The following is a 14,066-nucleotide window of genomic DNA, read 5'->3' as shown; positions in this document are numbered from 1 at the left end:
CCCGAAGGGACATCAACGATGATGCGACGACGTACCACCCTGCTCGCCGGCTGCACCGCCCTCGCCCTCGCGCTCGGCGCGACCGCCTGCGGCGGCGGCCCCGTCACGGCCGGCGGCGGCGACAAGGCCCTCAGCGGCCAGACGGTCACCGTGGCCGGCGTCTGGTCCGGCACCGAGCAGAAGAACTTCCAGAAGGTGCTGGACGCCTTCACCGAGAAGACCGGCGCCAAGACGCAGTTCACGTCCACCGGCGACAACGTCTCCACCGTCGTCGGCAGCAAGATCGAGGGCGGCAACGCCCCCGACGTCGTGATGGTCCCGCAGGTCGGCGTCCTCAAGCAGTTCGCCGCCAAGGGCTGGCTGAAGCCGCTGTCGAAGAAGACCGAGCAGTCCGTGGACGCGGGATACGCCCCCGTGTGGAAGGAGTACGGCAGCGTCGACGGAACCCTCTACGGCCTGTACTTCAAGGCCGCCCACAAGTCGACCGTCTGGTACAGCCCCGACGCCCTCGCCCAGGCCGGCGTGAAGCCGCCGAAGTCGTACGACGAGATGCTGAAGGCCGGGCAGACCGTGTCCGACTCCGGGCTCGCCGCGTTCTCCGTCGCCGGACAGGACGGCTGGACCCTCACCGACTGGTTCGAGAACGTCTACCTGTCCCAGGCCGGACCCGAGAAGTACGACGCCCTCGCCGCGCACAAGCTGAAGTGGACCGACGCGTCGGTCGTCGACGCCCTCACCACGCTCGGCAAGCTCTTCAAGGACAAGCAGCTCATCGCCGGCGGCCAGAAGGGCGCGCTGAACACCGACTTCCCCGGCTCCGTGGAGAAGGTCTTCGGGCCGGAGCCCGAGGCCGGCATGGTCTACGAGGGCGACTTCGTCGCAGGCGTCGCCAAGGACCAGTTCGGCAAGACCGTCGGGAAGGACGCGAACTTCTTCCCGTTCCCCGCGGTCGGCGGCGGTGAGGCGCCGGTCGTCAGCGGCGGTGACGCGGCCGCCGTCCTGAAGGACGGCAAGAACCAGAAGGCCGCGCAGGCTCTCACGGAGTACCTGGCCACGCCGGAGGCCTCCGCGGTGTGGGCCGAGGCCGGCGGTTTCCTCTCCCCGAACAAGGAGCTCGACCTCGCCAAGTACGGCGACGACGTCACCCGCGCCACCGCCAAGTCCCTCGTCCAGGCCGGGGACTCGGTCCGCTTCGACATGTCCGACCAGGCCCCGGCGGCCTTCGGCGGCACGAAGGGCACCGGCGAGTGGAAGCTGCTCCAGGACTTCCTGCGCGACCCGTCCGACCCGAAGGGCACCGCGGCGAAGCTGGAGGCCGCGGCGGCCAAGGCGTACCAGGACTGATACGCCATGACAGCGACCCTCGTGAAAGAGACGAGCCCCCCGCCGCCCGGCACGATCGCCGACCGCACGCGGCGCCTGCGCCGGCGCGGCAAGGTCATCGCCCTGCTGTTCGTGCTGCCCGCGCTGCTGCTGCTCGGCGCGCTCGTCGTCTACCCGGTGCTGTTCAGCATCGGCCGCAGCTTCTTCGACGCCTCCGGGACGACCTTCGTCGGCGGCGACAACTACGCCGAGATGTTCAGCGACCCGGCCACCCTCAACGCCGTGCGCAACACGGCCATCTGGGTCGTCGTGGCACCGGCCCTGCTGACCGGCCTCGGGCTCATCCTGGCCGTCCTGGTGGAGAAGGTCCGCTGGGCCACGGCCTTCAAGCTGCTGCTCTTCATGCCGATGGCGGTCTCCTTCCTCGCCGCCGGCATCATCTTCCGGCTCGCCTACGACGAGGACCCCGACAAGGGCGTCCTCAACGCGGCGGCGGTCTCCGTCCACGACGCGTTCGAGGGCTCCTCGTCCTACCCGACGGCCCGGGCGCGTGACGGGCAGGGGCTGACGAAGGAGAAGGACGGGTCGTACCGCACGAGTCAGAGCGTGTCGCCGGGCAACGCGGTGACGCTCCCGCTGGTCGGGGTGCTGCCCGACGACCTGCCGGGCGGGACGAAGCCGGCGTACGCGGCGGCGGGTCAGAAGGCCGCCTCCGACGAAGTGCGCGGCGTGGTCTACCTGGACTTCACGCCCGGCGGAGGAGGGGAGCAGGGCAAGGTCGACCGGCGGGAGAGCGGACTGCCCGAGATGAAGGTCCAGGCGGTGCGCGACGGCAAGCCGGTCGCCACGGCGACCACCGCGTCCGACGGCTCCTTCCGCTTCGAGGGACTCGAACCGGGCTCCTACGCCGTGCAGCTGCCGTCGTCCAACTTCGCCCCGCCCTACGAGGGCGTCTCCTGGCTCGGACCGGCGCTGGTCACACCGGCGATCATCGGCGCGTACCTGTGGATCTGGACCGGCTTCTCCATGGTGCTCATCGGCGCCGGCCTGGCGACGCTCCCGCGGGACACGCTGGAGGCGGCGCGGATGGACGGCGCCAACGAGTGGCAGATCTTCCGGCGGATCACGGTGCCGTTGCTGGCACCCGTCCTGACGGTCGTCTTCATCACCCTGGTGATCAACGTGATGAAGGTCTTCGACCTCGTCTACATCATCGCGCCCGGACCGGTGCAGGAAGACGCGACCGTGCTCGCGACGCAGATGTGGCTGGTGTCGTTCGGCGGCGGCAACAACCAGGGCCTCGGCAGCGCGCTGGGTGTGCTGCTCCTGCTGCTGGTGGTCCCGGCCATGGTGTTCAACGTCCGCCGTTTCCGAAGGGGTCAGCGATGAACGCGGTTCGGCGCGGGTTGGGCAACGGGGTCGTCCAGGCCTTCCTCGTGATCGTGGGTCTGGTCTGGATGACGCCCCTGGCCGGGCTGTTCCTGTCCTCGATGCGGTCCGCCGAGGACACCGCGAAGGGCGGCTGGTGGACGGTGTTCACCAGCCCCGGGCAGCTGTCCTTCGACAACTACTCGGAGCTGCTGGGGAACGCCGGGATCACGACGGCGTTCTGGAACACGGTGCTGATCTCGGTGCCGACGACGGTGCTGGTCGTCGTCATCGCGGCACTGGCGGGCTATGCCTTCGCATGGCTGGACTTCCCAGGGCGGGAGACGATCTTCCTGGTCGTGGTCGCGTTGCTGGTGGTGCCCGTGCAGATCGGCCTGCTGCCGGTCGCGAAACTCTTCGGGCAGCTGGGGCTGTTCGGGACGATCCCGGGTGTGGTCCTCTTCCACGTCGCCTACGGCCTGCCGTTCGCGGTGTTCCTGCTGCGGAACTACTTCTCCGAGATACCGAAGGAGATGCTGGAGGCCGCGCGCATGGACGGGGGCAGTGAGTGGCGTATCTTCACGCGGCTCGTGCTGCCCGTGGGGCGGCCGGCGATCGCCTCCCTGGCCATCTTCCAGTTCCTGTGGGTGTGGAACGACATGCTGGTGGCGTTGCTGTTCGCGGACAGCTCCTCGCAGCCGCTGACCGTGGAACTCCAGTCGCAGATACGGCAGTTCGGCAGCAACATCGATGTGCTGGCGCCGGGGGCGTTCGTGTCGCTGGTGGTTCCGGTCGTCGTGTTCTTCGCGTTCCAGAAGCACTTCGTGCAGGGCGTGATGGCGGGGTCGGTCAAGTAGCCGTGGGGAGGCGGGCGCGGTCCACCGCCCGCCTCGACGCGTGTTCCACGTGGGCGCGGAAGCCGCGTGGCGGGCGGCCGGTGAGGCGTTCGACCGTGTCGGTGACCCGGTCCTCGGCTCCCTCGGCGATGGCGCTGTCCAGGCCGGCGAGTACCGCGGCGAACTCCGGGGGCATGTCCCGCGCCAGACGGTCGCGCAATTGCTCGACGGTCAGCCGCCGGTGGGTCACCGGGCGCCCCGTGACCTCGCTGAGCACGGCCGCGGCGTCGTCGTAACTCAGCGCCTGCGGCCCGGTGACGACCAGGTCGCCCTCCGTCCACCGGTCGGCGGTGAGCGCGTGGACGGCGACGGCCGCGATGTCGTCGGCGTCCACGAAGGCCACCCGCCCCTCGCCCGTCGCGGTGAGGATCGTCCCGTGCTCGCGGATGCTCCGCGCGTGCGGGTGGTCTCCGGTGAGGTTCTGCATGAACCACGAGGGTCGCAGTGCCGCCCAGGTCTCGAACAGGCCGGGCAGGGCCTGCTGCACCTGCCCGACGGCCGGGCCGCCGGACGGGATCGCCGAGGAGCCGAGCAGCACGGCCCGGCCCACCCCGGACGCACGGGCCTGTTCCAGGAACGGCAGCATGACGGCTGCGGGCTCGGGCGCCCCGACCGGCGGGACGAGATAGACCCGGTCCGCGTCCTTCAGCGCCTCCTCGAACGTCCCGGGGTCGTACCAGTCGAAGCGGACCGCTTCGGCACCGGCGACGGCGACCGCGCGCCGGCTCGCCGCCTTCACCCGCCGGCCTCGCGCGGTGAGCAGCCGGGCCACCCGCCCGCCGGTCGTGCCGGTGGCGCCCATGACGAGGGTGGCCGCGGTCATCGAACCCTCCCGGCGAAGTCCGCCGCGCCGTCCTGGGGCAGGGCGAGCGGGTTCCAGTAGTCGCGGTAGTGCCTGATACGTCCGTCGGCGACCGTCACCACGGCGATGTACGTCATGTCGAACGGTTCTCCGCTCTTCACCAGCCGCCCCACTCCGCGCATCTCCACCACGATCTTCCCGGGAGCGTCGGTCTGGTGGACGGTCACGTCGGGAAAGTCGTGCAGGTCGATGTGTTCGGGATAGTCGCGCATGTAGTCGAGGACGGCCGCCTTGCCCTCCAGTCGCTTCGGCCACCCCTCGGGCGCGAACGGGAACTCGAGGACACCGTCGTCGTCCCAGAGCGCGACCCAGGCGGCGATGTCCTTGTCGAGCAGCAGCCGCAGGCCGTGGTGGTACAGGTCGGTCGGGGTCAAGGATGTGGTCATGGGTGTCCCTCCGATACGATGCGGACCGCCGGTCCGCTTAATGTCCGACGATACGGACCCGTGGTCCGTTTAGCAAGATGCGGACCCGTGGTCCGTTTAAGCGGCCGGAGGAAGAGGAGGAGTCTCATGCCCGAACGCAAGCCCCGTGCGGACGCCGTGCGCAATCGTGAGTCCGTCCTGGCGGCGGCCGACAGGCTCTTCGCGGCGTGTGCGGACCCCGAGGACGTGACCATGGCCGACATCGCCGCCGCGGCCGGCGTCGGCAAGGGCACGCTCTTCCGCGGATTCGGCGACCGCACCGGGCTGATCCGCGCGCTCTACGAGTCCCGGCTGGAACCGGTCCGCCACGCGGTCGCCGAGGGACCCGGCCCGCTCGGGCCCGGCACGCCCCCGGCGGAACGCGTCCCGGCCCTGCTCGACGCCCTGTTGTGCTTCAAGCTCGACCACCGGCACCTGTCCGTGGCGTTGGAGGGCACGGGAAGCGACAGCCCCTATCGCGCCGCGCACTACGACTGGTGGCACGGCACGCTCCGGGACGTCCTCGAACAACTCCCCGGCTTCCCCGACGGCGACTTCGCCGCCCACGCGCTCCTCGCGGCGGTCCGCGCGGACCTCGTCGACCACCTGGCCGACCGGCGGCACATGGCGCGTGAGCGTCTACGGGCCGATCTGACGGCCTTCACCGCGCGGGTGCTGGGCGGGAGTTGAGCACCGAAACGCCGAAGCGGCCGGAGGCCCCCTGAGGTCAGGGGCTCCAGCCGCTCCGGTGATGAGAAAGTCAGGCGTCCTCGACGCTCACGCCGAGGCCGGCGGATACAGCGAGCGCGGAAGCTGAGAGGCCGCCGCCCCGTCCAGCAGCCACAGCGTCCGGCTGCGGCCGTACGCCCCGGCCGCCGGGGCCTGGATCTCGCCCGCGCCCGAGAGCGCGATCGCCGCGGCCTGGGCCTTGTCCTCGCCCGCGGCCAGGAGCCACACCTCACGGGCCGCCCGGATCGCCGGCAATGTCAGCGTCACCCGGGTCGGCGGCGGCTTGGGCGCGCCGTGGACGCCCACGACCGTGCGGTCCGTCTCGCGTACCGCGGGCAACTCCGGGAACAGCGAGGCGACATGCGTGTCCGGGCCGACGCCGAGCATCAGCACGTCGAACGTCGGCGCGGGGCCGTGGTTCTCCGGGCCGGCAGCCCGCGCCAGTTCCTCCGCGTACGCGGCCGCCGCCGCGTCCACGTCGGCGCCGTGGGGGCCGTCCGACGCGGGCATCGCGTGCACCCGCTTCGGATCGAGCGGCACCGCGTCCAGCAGTGCCTCCCTCGCCTGCGTGATGTTGCGCTCCGGGTCGCCCTCGGGCAGGAACCGCTCGTCGCCCCACCAGAGGTCGAGCCTGCTCCAGTCGACGGCGTCCCGGGCGGGCGCCGCGGCCAGTGCGGCCAGCAGGCCGTTGCCGTTGCGGCCGCCCGTGAGGACCACGGACGCCGAGCCCCGGGAGGCCTGCGCGTCCACGATCTTCGTGATCAGCCTGGCCGCCGCGGCCTGCGCCATCAGCTCCTTGTCGCGGTGCACGACCAGCTGCGGTGCCGTACTCACTTCGTCGTAGCCCTCACTTCGTCGTCGCCTTCCGTACCGGTTCCAGCGCGGGCGGTTCCTGCTTCACCGGCGCCTGCGCCGTCGCTTCCGCAGCGGGTGCTTTCGCAGCCCTTTCGACGGGAGCGGGGAGGGCGAGGCGGCCTCGCCCGTCACTTTTGGGCTCTCCGCTCTCTCCTTTGGCCACCGACTCCTCGGAGACCCGAGGGGCCGGAGCCGACCAGGATGACTTCAGCCGGTCCACCCCGTACCGCAGGGCCGACGCGTACGTGTCGTCCGGGTCAAGCCGCCGCAGCTCCTCCGCTATCAGCTCGGCCGTGTCCCGGCGCTTGAGCGCCACTCCGCGGTCCGGCTGGCCGTCGATGGAGAGCGTGGCGAGGGAGCCGTCCGCGCGGTCCAGCTTGATCGGGCCGCAGTTGGTGTCCAGGCGGACCGCCGTCAGACCGGGGCCGCCGGACAGCGAGCGCTTCACGGGGACGTCCAGCCGGTCCGCGAGCCACATCGCCAGCAGCTCGCAGCTCGGGTTGAACTCCTCGCCCTCCACCTCGACGGCCCTGACCTCGCAGGTGACCTGGTCGAGGGCCGCCGCCAGCATGGAGCGCCAGGGCGTGATGCGGGTCCACGACAGGTCCGTGTCGCCGGGGGTGTAGGTCCCCGACCGGGTCGCCAGGTCCCGTACCGGCTGCTCGGAGGCGTAGGTGTCGGTGACACGGCGCTGGCCGAGGGCACCCAGAGGGTCCTTCGCCGGGTCGAGCGGCGCGTTCACCGGCCACCACACCACCACCGGGGCGTCCGGCAGCAGCAGCGGCAGCACCACCGACTGGGCGTGCTCGGCCACCTCGCCGTACAGGCGGAGCACCACCGTCTCGCCCGAGCCGGCGTCCGCGCCCAGCCGGACCTCCGCGTCCAGGCGGGACTGCGTCCGGTCGCGGGGCGAGCGGGAGACGCGCTTGATGACCACGAGCGTGCGCGAGGGATGCTCGTGCGAGGCGTCGTTCGCCGCCTTCAGCGCGTCGTAGGCGTTCTCCTCGTCCGTCACGATGACCAGCGTGAGCACCATGCCGACCGCCGGGGTGCCGATCGCCCGGCGGCCCTGCACCAGCGCCTTGTTGATCTTGCTGGCGGTGGTGTCCGTCAGGTCTGTCTTCATGGCCGGCGCCAGCTCCGTCCGTGTCGCTCGAGCATTTCGTCCGCCTCGACGGGCCCCCAGGTACCGGCCGGGTACTGGGCGGGCTTGCCGTTCTTGTCCCAGTACTCCTCGATCGGGTCGAGGATCTTCCAGGACAGCTCGACCTCCTCGGTGCGCGGGAAGAGGTTCGAGTCACCGAGGAGAACGTCCAGGATGAGACGCTCGTACGCCTCCGGGCTGGACTCCGTGAAGGACTCGCCGTACGCGAAGTCCATGGACACGTCCCGGATCTCCATCGACGTGCCGGGGACCTTCGAGCCGAAGCGGACCGTCACGCCCTCGTCCGGCTGGACGCGGATGACGATCGCGTTGGAGCCCAGTTCCTCGGTGGCCGTCGTGTCGAAGGGGGAGTGCGGGGCCCGCTGGAAGACGACCGCGATCTCCGTCACCCGGCGGCCGAGGCGCTTGCCGGTGCGCAGATAGAAGGGGACACCCGCCCAGCGGCGGTTGTCGATCTCCAGCTTGATCGCGGCGTAGGTGTCGGTCTTCGACGAGGCGTTGATGCCGTCCTCGTCCAGATAGCCGGTCACCTTCTCGCCGCCCTGCCAGCCGGCCGAGTACTGGCCGCGCACGGTGTCCCGGCCCATGTCCTTCGGCAGCCTCACGGCGCCGAGCACCTTGGTCTTCTCGGCGGCCAGCGCGTCCGCGTCGAAGGAGGCCGGCTCCTCCATGGCGGTGAGCGCCAGCAGCTGGAGCAGGTGGTTCTGGATGACGTCACGGGCGGCGCCGATGCCGTCGTAGTACCCGGCCCGGCCGCCGATGCCGATGTCCTCGGCCATGGTGATCTGCACATGGTCCACGAGGGACCGGTTCCAGATCGGCTCGAACATCGTGTTGGCGAAGCGCAGCGCCAGGATGTTCTGGACGGTCTCCTTGCCGAGGTAGTGGTCGATCCGGAAGACCTGCTCCGGCGCGAACACCTCGTGGACGACCTTGTTGAGTTCCTCGGCCGACTTCAGGTCGTGGCCGAAGGGCTTCTCGATGACCGCGCGCCGCCAGGAGCCGCCCTGCTGGTCGGCCAGCTGGTGCTTCTTCAGCTGCTGGATGACCACCGGGAAGGACTTCGGCGGCACGGAGAGGTAGAAGGCGAAGTTGCCGCCCGTGCCCTGTGCCTTGTCCAGCTCCTCGATCGTGGAGCGCAGCCGCTCGAACGCGTCGTCGTCGTCGAATGTGCCCTGCACGAAGCGCATGCCCTGGATGAGCTGCTGCCAGACCTCCTCGCGGAAGGGCGTGCGGGCATGCTCCTTGACCGCGTCGTGGACCTCCTGTGCGAAGTCCTCGTGCGCCCACTCGCGGCGCGCGAAGCCCACCAGCGAGAAGCCCGGCGGCAGCAGACCCCGGTTGGCGAGGTCGTACACGGCGGGCATGAGCTTCTTGCGTGACAGGTCGCCCGTGACGCCGAAGATGACCAGGCCCGACGGCCCCGCGATACGCGGGAGCCGTCGGTCCGCGGGGTCACGCAGCGGATTGCTGCTCGACACCTGTTCAGCCCTCCGAGGGGGCGAGGCGCTGAAGCTCGGCCTCGGTCGACTTCAGCAGGTCGGTCCAGGACGCCTCGAACTTCTCGACGCCCTCGTCCTCCAGCAGCTGGACCACGTCGTCGTACTTGATCCCGAGCTGCTCGACCGCGTCGAGGTCGGCGCGGGCCTGCTCGTACGTGCCGGCGAGGGTGTTGCCGGTGATCTGGCCGTGGTCCTCGGTGGCGTAGAGGGTCGCCTCCGGCATGGTGTTCACCGTGTTCGGCGCGACCAGCTCGGTGACGTACATGGTGTCGCTGTACGCCTTGTCCTTGACACCGGTGGAGGCCCACAGCGGACGCTGCTTGTTGGCGCCGGCCTTCTCCAGGGCGTTCCAGCGGTCGCTCGAGAAGACCTCCTCGTACGCCTGGTAGGCGAGCCGGGCGTTGGCGATGGCGGACTTGCCGCGCAGCGCCTTGGCCTCGGGGGTGCCCAGGGCGTCGATCCGCTTGTCGATCTCGGTGTCGACGCGCGAGACGAAGAAGGACGCCACCGAGTGGATCTTGGACAGGTCCAGGCCCTTGGCCTTGGCCTTCTCCAGACCGGACAGGTAGGCGTCCATCACCTCGCGGTAGCGCTCCAGCGAGAAGATCAGCGTGACGTTGACGCTGATGCCGTTGCCGATCGTCTCGGTGATGCCCGGCAGGCCCGCCTTGGTGGCCGGGATCTTGATCAGCGTGTTGGGGCGGTCCACCAGCCAGGCCAGCTGGCGGGCCTCGGCGACCGTCGCCTTGGTGTTGTGCGCGAGGCGCGGGTCGACCTCGATCGAGACCCGGCCGTCCTGGCCGCCGGTGGCGTCGAAGACCGGGCGCAGGATGTCGGCGGCGTCGCGGACGTCCGCCGTGGTGATCATGCGGATGGCCTCTTCGACGGTCACCTTGCGGGCGGCGAGGTCCGACAGCTGCTGGTCGTAGCCGTCACCCTCGGAGATCGCCTTCTGGAAGATCGTCGGGTTGGTGGTGACGCCCACGACGTGCTGCTGGTCGATCAGCTCGGCGAGGTTGCCGGACGTGATGCGCTTGCGCGACAGGTCGTCCAGCCAGATCGCGACGCCTTCCTCGGAGAGGCGCTTGAGTGCGTCTGTCATGGAAATTCCATCTCCTACGTGTCGTGTATGAGCGTCAGCGCTGAGCTGCGGCGATCGATTCCCGGGCGGCGGCGGCCACGTTCTCGGCAGTGAAGCCGAACTCGCGGAAAAGGACCTTGCCGTCGGCCGAAGCACCGAAGTGCTCCAGGGAAACGATGCGGCCGGCGTCCCCGACGTACTTGTGCCAGGTCAGTCCGATACCGGCCTCGACCGCCACGCGAGCCTTCACGGCCGGCGGAAGGACGCTGTCCCGGTACCCCTGGTCCTGCTGCTCGAACCACTCCACCGACGGCATGGACACCACGCGCGTGGGCACGCCGGCGCCCTGGAGCTGCTCGCGCGCCTCGACGGCGACGTGCACCTCCGAACCGGTGGCGATGAGGACGACCTCGGGCTCGCCGCCGTCGGCCTCGAACAGGACGTAACCGCCCTTGGCGGCATCCTCGTTGGGCTGGTACGTCGGCACACCCTGACGCGTCAGCGCCAGACCGTGCGGCTGCCCCTTGCCGAACTCCTTCGTCCAGCGCTTCAGGATCTCGCGCCAGGCGATCGCGGTCTCGTTGGCGTCCGCCGGGCGTACGAGGTTCAGACCCGGGATCGCCCGCAGCGACGCCAGGTGCTCGACCGGCTGGTGCGTCGGGCCGTCCTCGCCCAGGCCGATGGAGTCGTGCGTCCACACGTACGTCACCGGCAGGTGCATCAGCGCCGACAGCCGCACCGCGTTGCGCATGTAGTCGGAGAAGACCAGGAACGTGCCGCCGTAGACGCGGGTGTTGCCGTGCAGCGCGATGCCGTTCATCTCGGCGGCCATCGCGTGCTCGCGGATACCGAAGTGGATCGTGCGGCCGTACGGGTCCGCCTCCTGAAGCGGGTTGTCCGCCGGGAGGAACGACGACGTCTTGTCGATCGTGGTGTTGTTCGAGCCCGCCAGGTCGGCCGAGCCGCCCCACAGCTCGGGAATGACCCCGCCGAGGGCCTGCAGGACCTTGCCCGAGGCGGCACGCGTGGCCACACCCTTGCCGGCCTCGAAGACCGGGATCTTCTCCTCCCAGCCGGTGGGCAGCTCACCCTGGGCGATCCGGTCGTACTCGGCGGCGCGCTCCGGGTTGTTGTCCCGCCACTGCTGGTACGCCTTCTCCCACACCGCCCGGGCCGCCTGGCCCCGCTCCAGCGCCTTGCGGGTGTGCGTGATGACCTCGTCCGAGACCTCGAAGCTCTGCTCCGGGTCGAAGCCCAGCACACGCTTGGTCGCGGCCACCTCGTCGTCACCCAGCGCCGAGCCGTGCGCGGCCTCGGTGTTCTGCGCGTTCGGGGCGGGCCAGGCGATGATCGAGCGCATCGCGATGAACGACGGCCGGTCGGTGACCGCCTTGGCCGCCTCGATCGCGTCGTAGAGCGCGTGCGGGTCCAGGTCGCCGTCCGGCTTCGGCGCCACCCGCTGCACGTGCCAGCCGTACGCCTCGTACCGCTTCACCGTGTCCTCGGACACGGCCGTCTCGGTGTCGCCCTCGATCGAGATGTGGTTGTCGTCCCACAGCAGGACCAGGTTGCCCAGCTTCTGGTGGCCCGCGAGGGACGAGGCCTCCGCGGAGATGCCCTCCTGCAGACAGCCGTCACCGGCGACGCAGTAGACGAAGTGGTCGAAGGGGGACTCGCCCTCGGCGGCCTCCGGGTCGAACAGACCGCGCTCGTAGCGGGCGGCCATCGCCATGCCCACCGCGTTCGCGACACCCTGCCCGAGCGGGCCGGTCGTCGTCTCCACACCGGTCGTGTGCCCGTACTCGGGGTGACCGGGGGTCTTCGAACCCCACGTACGGAAGGACTTCAGGTCGTCCAGCTCCAGACCGAAACCGGCCAGGTACAGCTGGGTGTAGAGGGTCAGGGACGAGTGGCCGGCGGACAGCACGAAGCGGTCCCGCCCGACCCAGTCGGCGTCCGCCGGGTCGTGCCGCATCACCTTCTGGAAGAGGGTGTAGGCGGCAGGCGCCAGGCTCATCGCCGTACCCGGATGGCCGTTACCGACCTTCTGTACGGCATCGGCGGCCAGGACACGCGCGGTGTCGACGGACCGCTGGTCCAACTCGGTCCACTCGAGGTCTGTGGTGGTCGGCTTGGTGCTCACCCTGGGTCAGGGCTCCTCTCCACATGTTTCGGATGCCGGTGTATCGGGGCGCCCACCGGCCGCAGTCGAGCCTACCCCCGTGGGACGTGCGTTTTTTCGAGTCACTCAAGAGTGCCGGGGCTCATCCCGATCCGCCTCCTGACTGGGCCGTACCGCATTCGGCAAGTGAATACGGAGCCGCTCATCCGGGTGCTCAATCGAGCCGCCGGCTGCCCTTCCGAAGCCCCCTCCCAACACGACCCGACCCCCGCGAATGTCCGAGTCTGGGCAACGTCTAAAGTGGCGTGGTACGCGCGAGCCTTTACCGGTACTTCACACGGGTGAGGCTCGCTGGGATGTCTCTGTAGGGGTGTGCGTGACGGCCGTTGAATCCCGTCCAGCGGGGATGACCGGGACGGACCAGAGCCCGGCCCACCGGCCGCTCGGGGCCCGTGTCATGGCGTTCGTGGCTCTCACCAAGCCGCGGATCATCGAACTGTTGCTGATCACCACGGTTCCGGTGATGTTCCTGGCGCAGCAGGGTGTACCCGACCTGACGCTGGTGCTGCTGACCTGCGTCGGCGGTTACCTGTCGGCGGGCGGCGCCAACGCGCTCAACATGTACATCGACCGCGACATCGACGCGCTGATGGACCGCACCTCGCAGCGCCCGCTGGTCACCGGCATGGTCAGCCCGCGCGAGTGCCTGGCTTTCGGCATCACCCTGGCCGTCGTCTCGACGCTGCTGTTCGGCCTCACGGTCAACTGGCTCTCGGCCTGGCTCTCCCTCGGCGCGCTCCTGTTCTACGTCGTCGTCTACACGATGATCCTCAAGCGCCGTACCTCGCAGAACATCGTGTGGGGCGGCATCGCCGGCTGTCTGCCCGTGCTGATCGGCTGGTCCTCGGTCACGAACTCCATGTCGTGGGCGCCGATCATCCTGTTCCTCGTCATGTTCTTCTGGACGCCGCCGCACTACTGGCCGCTGTCGATGAAGGTGAAAGAGGACTACGCGCGCGTGGGCGTGCCGATGCTGCCGGTGGTCGCCTCCAACAAGGTGGTCGCCAAGCAGATCGTGATCTACAGCTGGGTCATGGTCGCCGTCTCGCTCCTGCTGACCCCGCTCGGCTACACGGGCTGGTTCTACACGGCGGTCGCCCTGCTGGCCGGCGGCTTCTGGCTGTGGGAGGCGCACGGCCTGCAGAACCGCGCCAAGGCCGAGGTGACGGGCGCCAAGCTCAAGGAGATGCGGCTCTTCCACTGGTCGATCACCTACGTGTCGATCCTGTTCGTGGCGGTCGCGGTCGACCCGTTCCTGCGCTGACGTACGTCACAGGGCCCTGCTCTCGCCAGTCGATCTACTCGTGAGTAGCATCCTGACCATGGCAGACACGCAGCAGGTTGACCCGAAGACCGAGCGCAAGGTCGCCCGGCTCGCCAAGCAGATCACCTCCTTCTCCAAGACCCACGGCGGCGCCGAGGGCCAGGTCGCCTACCTCGGCGAACGCGGAGCCCGCATCGTCCTCGTCGGCGAGGACGGCAACTGGGGCGACCTGGTGGCCCCGTCGTACGAGATCGCCGACCAGGCGGTGGAGAAGTCGGGCATCACCCGCCACGAGTCCTTCGACGGCGAATTCGCGGCGAAGGTGAAGACGGGCCGCTACGAGTGGACGCGCATGGCGGGCATCCAGGTGGGCGGCCCGAAGAACGCCTGACCTCTCAGGGGCGCGGGGAACTGCGCGACAAGCCACACTCCGCC

13 protein-coding genes are annotated in these 14,066 nt (G+C 69.9%); 6 read left to right on the top strand and 7 right to left on the bottom strand.

Features of this window, described 5'->3' with window-relative positions; genetic code table 11:
• Positions 1-18: 18 nt before the first annotated feature.
• Genes ACZ58V_RS26845 through ACZ58V_RS26835 form a run of 3 tightly spaced genes read left to right on the top strand, consistent with a single transcriptional unit; the run spans position 19 to position 3,548 of the window.
• Positions 19-1,344, top strand: coding sequence for an ABC transporter substrate-binding protein (locus ACZ58V_RS26845; protein WP_468193260.1), 1,326 nt, complete (start codon positions 19-21; stop codon positions 1,342-1,344).
• Positions 1,345-1,350: 6 nt separating this feature from the next.
• Complete coding sequence (locus tag ACZ58V_RS26840) at positions 1,351-2,712, top strand: ABC transporter permease subunit (protein WP_471292991.1); 1,362 nt, start codon at positions 1,351-1,353, stop codon at positions 2,710-2,712.
• Positions 2,709-3,548, top strand: a complete 840-nt coding sequence (locus ACZ58V_RS26835) for a carbohydrate ABC transporter permease (protein WP_399020316.1) — start codon at positions 2,709-2,711, stop codon at positions 3,546-3,548. Before ACZ58V_RS26840 ends, ACZ58V_RS26835 begins: the two co-directional genes overlap by 4 nt.
• On the opposite strand, the gene ACZ58V_RS26830 is transcribed toward ACZ58V_RS26835, so the two are convergent.
• Positions 3,541-4,410 carry an NAD(P)H-binding protein gene (locus ACZ58V_RS26830; RefSeq protein WP_468193257.1) on the bottom strand — a complete coding sequence of 290 codons (870 nt, stop codon included), beginning with the start codon at positions 4,408-4,410 and terminating at the stop codon, positions 3,541-3,543. The two genes, ACZ58V_RS26835 and ACZ58V_RS26830, sit on opposite strands and share 8 nt — an antisense overlap.
• A complete protein-coding gene (locus ACZ58V_RS26825; protein WP_468193255.1) occupies positions 4,407-4,835 on the bottom strand; it encodes a nuclear transport factor 2 family protein in 429 nt (142 codons plus the stop codon). The genes ACZ58V_RS26830 and ACZ58V_RS26825 overlap by 4 nt, the downstream gene beginning before the upstream one ends.
• A gap of 126 nt (positions 4,836-4,961) precedes the next feature.
• On the opposite strand from ACZ58V_RS26825, the gene ACZ58V_RS26820 reads away from it, so the two are divergent.
• Entirely contained in the window at positions 4,962-5,543 is a 582-nt protein-coding gene (locus tag ACZ58V_RS26820) for a TetR/AcrR family transcriptional regulator (RefSeq protein ID WP_468193253.1), read from the top strand.
• 87 nt (positions 5,544-5,630) lie between these two features.
• Here ACZ58V_RS26820 and pgl read toward each other — a convergent pair whose 3' ends face one another.
• The 5 genes from pgl to tkt are packed head-to-tail and all read right to left on the bottom strand — an operon-like array spanning position 5,631 to position 12,328.
• A complete protein-coding gene (gene pgl / locus ACZ58V_RS26815) occupies positions 5,631-6,416 on the bottom strand; it encodes a 6-phosphogluconolactonase (protein ID WP_468193252.1) in 786 nt (261 codons plus the stop codon).
• Positions 6,417-6,429: 13 nt separating this feature from the next.
• Positions 6,430-7,563 carry a glucose-6-phosphate dehydrogenase assembly protein OpcA gene (gene opcA, locus ACZ58V_RS26810; protein ID WP_468193250.1) on the bottom strand — a complete coding sequence of 378 codons (1,134 nt, stop codon included), beginning with the start codon at positions 7,561-7,563 and terminating at the stop codon, positions 6,430-6,432.
• Positions 7,560-9,083: a glucose-6-phosphate dehydrogenase gene (zwf, locus tag ACZ58V_RS26805; RefSeq protein ID WP_432959275.1), complete on the bottom strand. Its 1,524-nt coding sequence runs from the start codon at positions 9,081-9,083 to the stop codon at positions 7,560-7,562. The genes opcA and zwf overlap by 4 nt, the downstream gene beginning before the upstream one ends.
• A gap of 4 nt (positions 9,084-9,087) precedes the next feature.
• Complete coding sequence (gene tal, locus ACZ58V_RS26800; protein ID WP_468193248.1) at positions 9,088-10,206, bottom strand: transaldolase; 1,119 nt, start codon at positions 10,204-10,206, stop codon at positions 9,088-9,090.
• A 34-nt stretch (positions 10,207-10,240) separates the two neighbouring features.
• Entirely contained in the window at positions 10,241-12,328 is a 2,088-nt protein-coding gene (gene tkt / locus ACZ58V_RS26795; protein WP_471292987.1) for a transketolase, read from the bottom strand.
• A 385-nt stretch (positions 12,329-12,713) separates the two neighbouring features.
• Here tkt and ACZ58V_RS26790 point away from each other — a divergent pair, with 385 nt between their 5' ends.
• Both ACZ58V_RS26790 and ACZ58V_RS26785 read left to right on the top strand, forming a co-directional pair.
• Entirely contained in the window at positions 12,714-13,631 is a 918-nt protein-coding gene (locus ACZ58V_RS26790) for a heme o synthase (RefSeq protein ID WP_311125049.1), read from the top strand.
• A gap of 58 nt (positions 13,632-13,689) precedes the next feature.
• Positions 13,690-14,022, top strand: a complete 333-nt coding sequence (locus ACZ58V_RS26785; protein ID WP_468193245.1) for a hypothetical protein — start codon at positions 13,690-13,692, stop codon at positions 14,020-14,022.
• The last annotated feature ends 44 nt before the right edge of the window (positions 14,023-14,066 follow it).

The sequence above is a fragment of the Streptomyces sp. NPDC040589 genome (genome assembly GCF_055594445.1).
The sequence above is the reverse complement of the archived record's forward strand: the minus strand, read 5'-3'. Positions and strand labels throughout refer to the sequence as shown.

What these genes read in the sequence shown, in the direction of transcription:
- ACZ58V_RS26820 (WP_468193253.1), top strand. Translation starts at nt 4,962, where the DNA reads ATGCCCGAACGCAAGCCCCGTGCGGACGCCGTGCGCAATCGTGAGTCC.
- opcA (WP_468193250.1), bottom strand. Translation starts at nt 7,563, where the DNA reads ATGAAGACAGACCTGACGGACACCACCGCCAGCAAGATCAACAAGGCG.
- ACZ58V_RS26785 (WP_468193245.1), top strand. Translation starts at nt 13,690, where the DNA reads ATGGCAGACACGCAGCAGGTTGACCCGAAGACCGAGCGCAAGGTCGCC.
- ACZ58V_RS26845 (WP_468193260.1), top strand. Translation starts at nt 19, where the DNA reads ATGATGCGACGACGTACCACCCTGCTCGCCGGCTGCACCGCCCTCGCC.
- ACZ58V_RS26835 (WP_399020316.1), top strand. Translation starts at nt 2,709, where the DNA reads ATGAACGCGGTTCGGCGCGGGTTGGGCAACGGGGTCGTCCAGGCCTTC.
- ACZ58V_RS26790 (WP_311125049.1), top strand. Translation starts at nt 12,714, where the DNA reads ATGACCGGGACGGACCAGAGCCCGGCCCACCGGCCGCTCGGGGCCCGT.
- ACZ58V_RS26830 (WP_468193257.1), bottom strand. Translation starts at nt 4,410, where the DNA reads ATGACCGCGGCCACCCTCGTCATGGGCGCCACCGGCACGACCGGCGGG.
- ACZ58V_RS26825 (WP_468193255.1), bottom strand. Translation starts at nt 4,835, where the DNA reads ATGACCACATCCTTGACCCCGACCGACCTGTACCACCACGGCCTGCGG.
- ACZ58V_RS26840 (WP_471292991.1), top strand. Translation starts at nt 1,351, where the DNA reads ATGACAGCGACCCTCGTGAAAGAGACGAGCCCCCCGCCGCCCGGCACG.
- tal (WP_468193248.1), bottom strand. Translation starts at nt 10,206, where the DNA reads ATGACAGACGCACTCAAGCGCCTCTCCGAGGAAGGCGTCGCGATCTGG.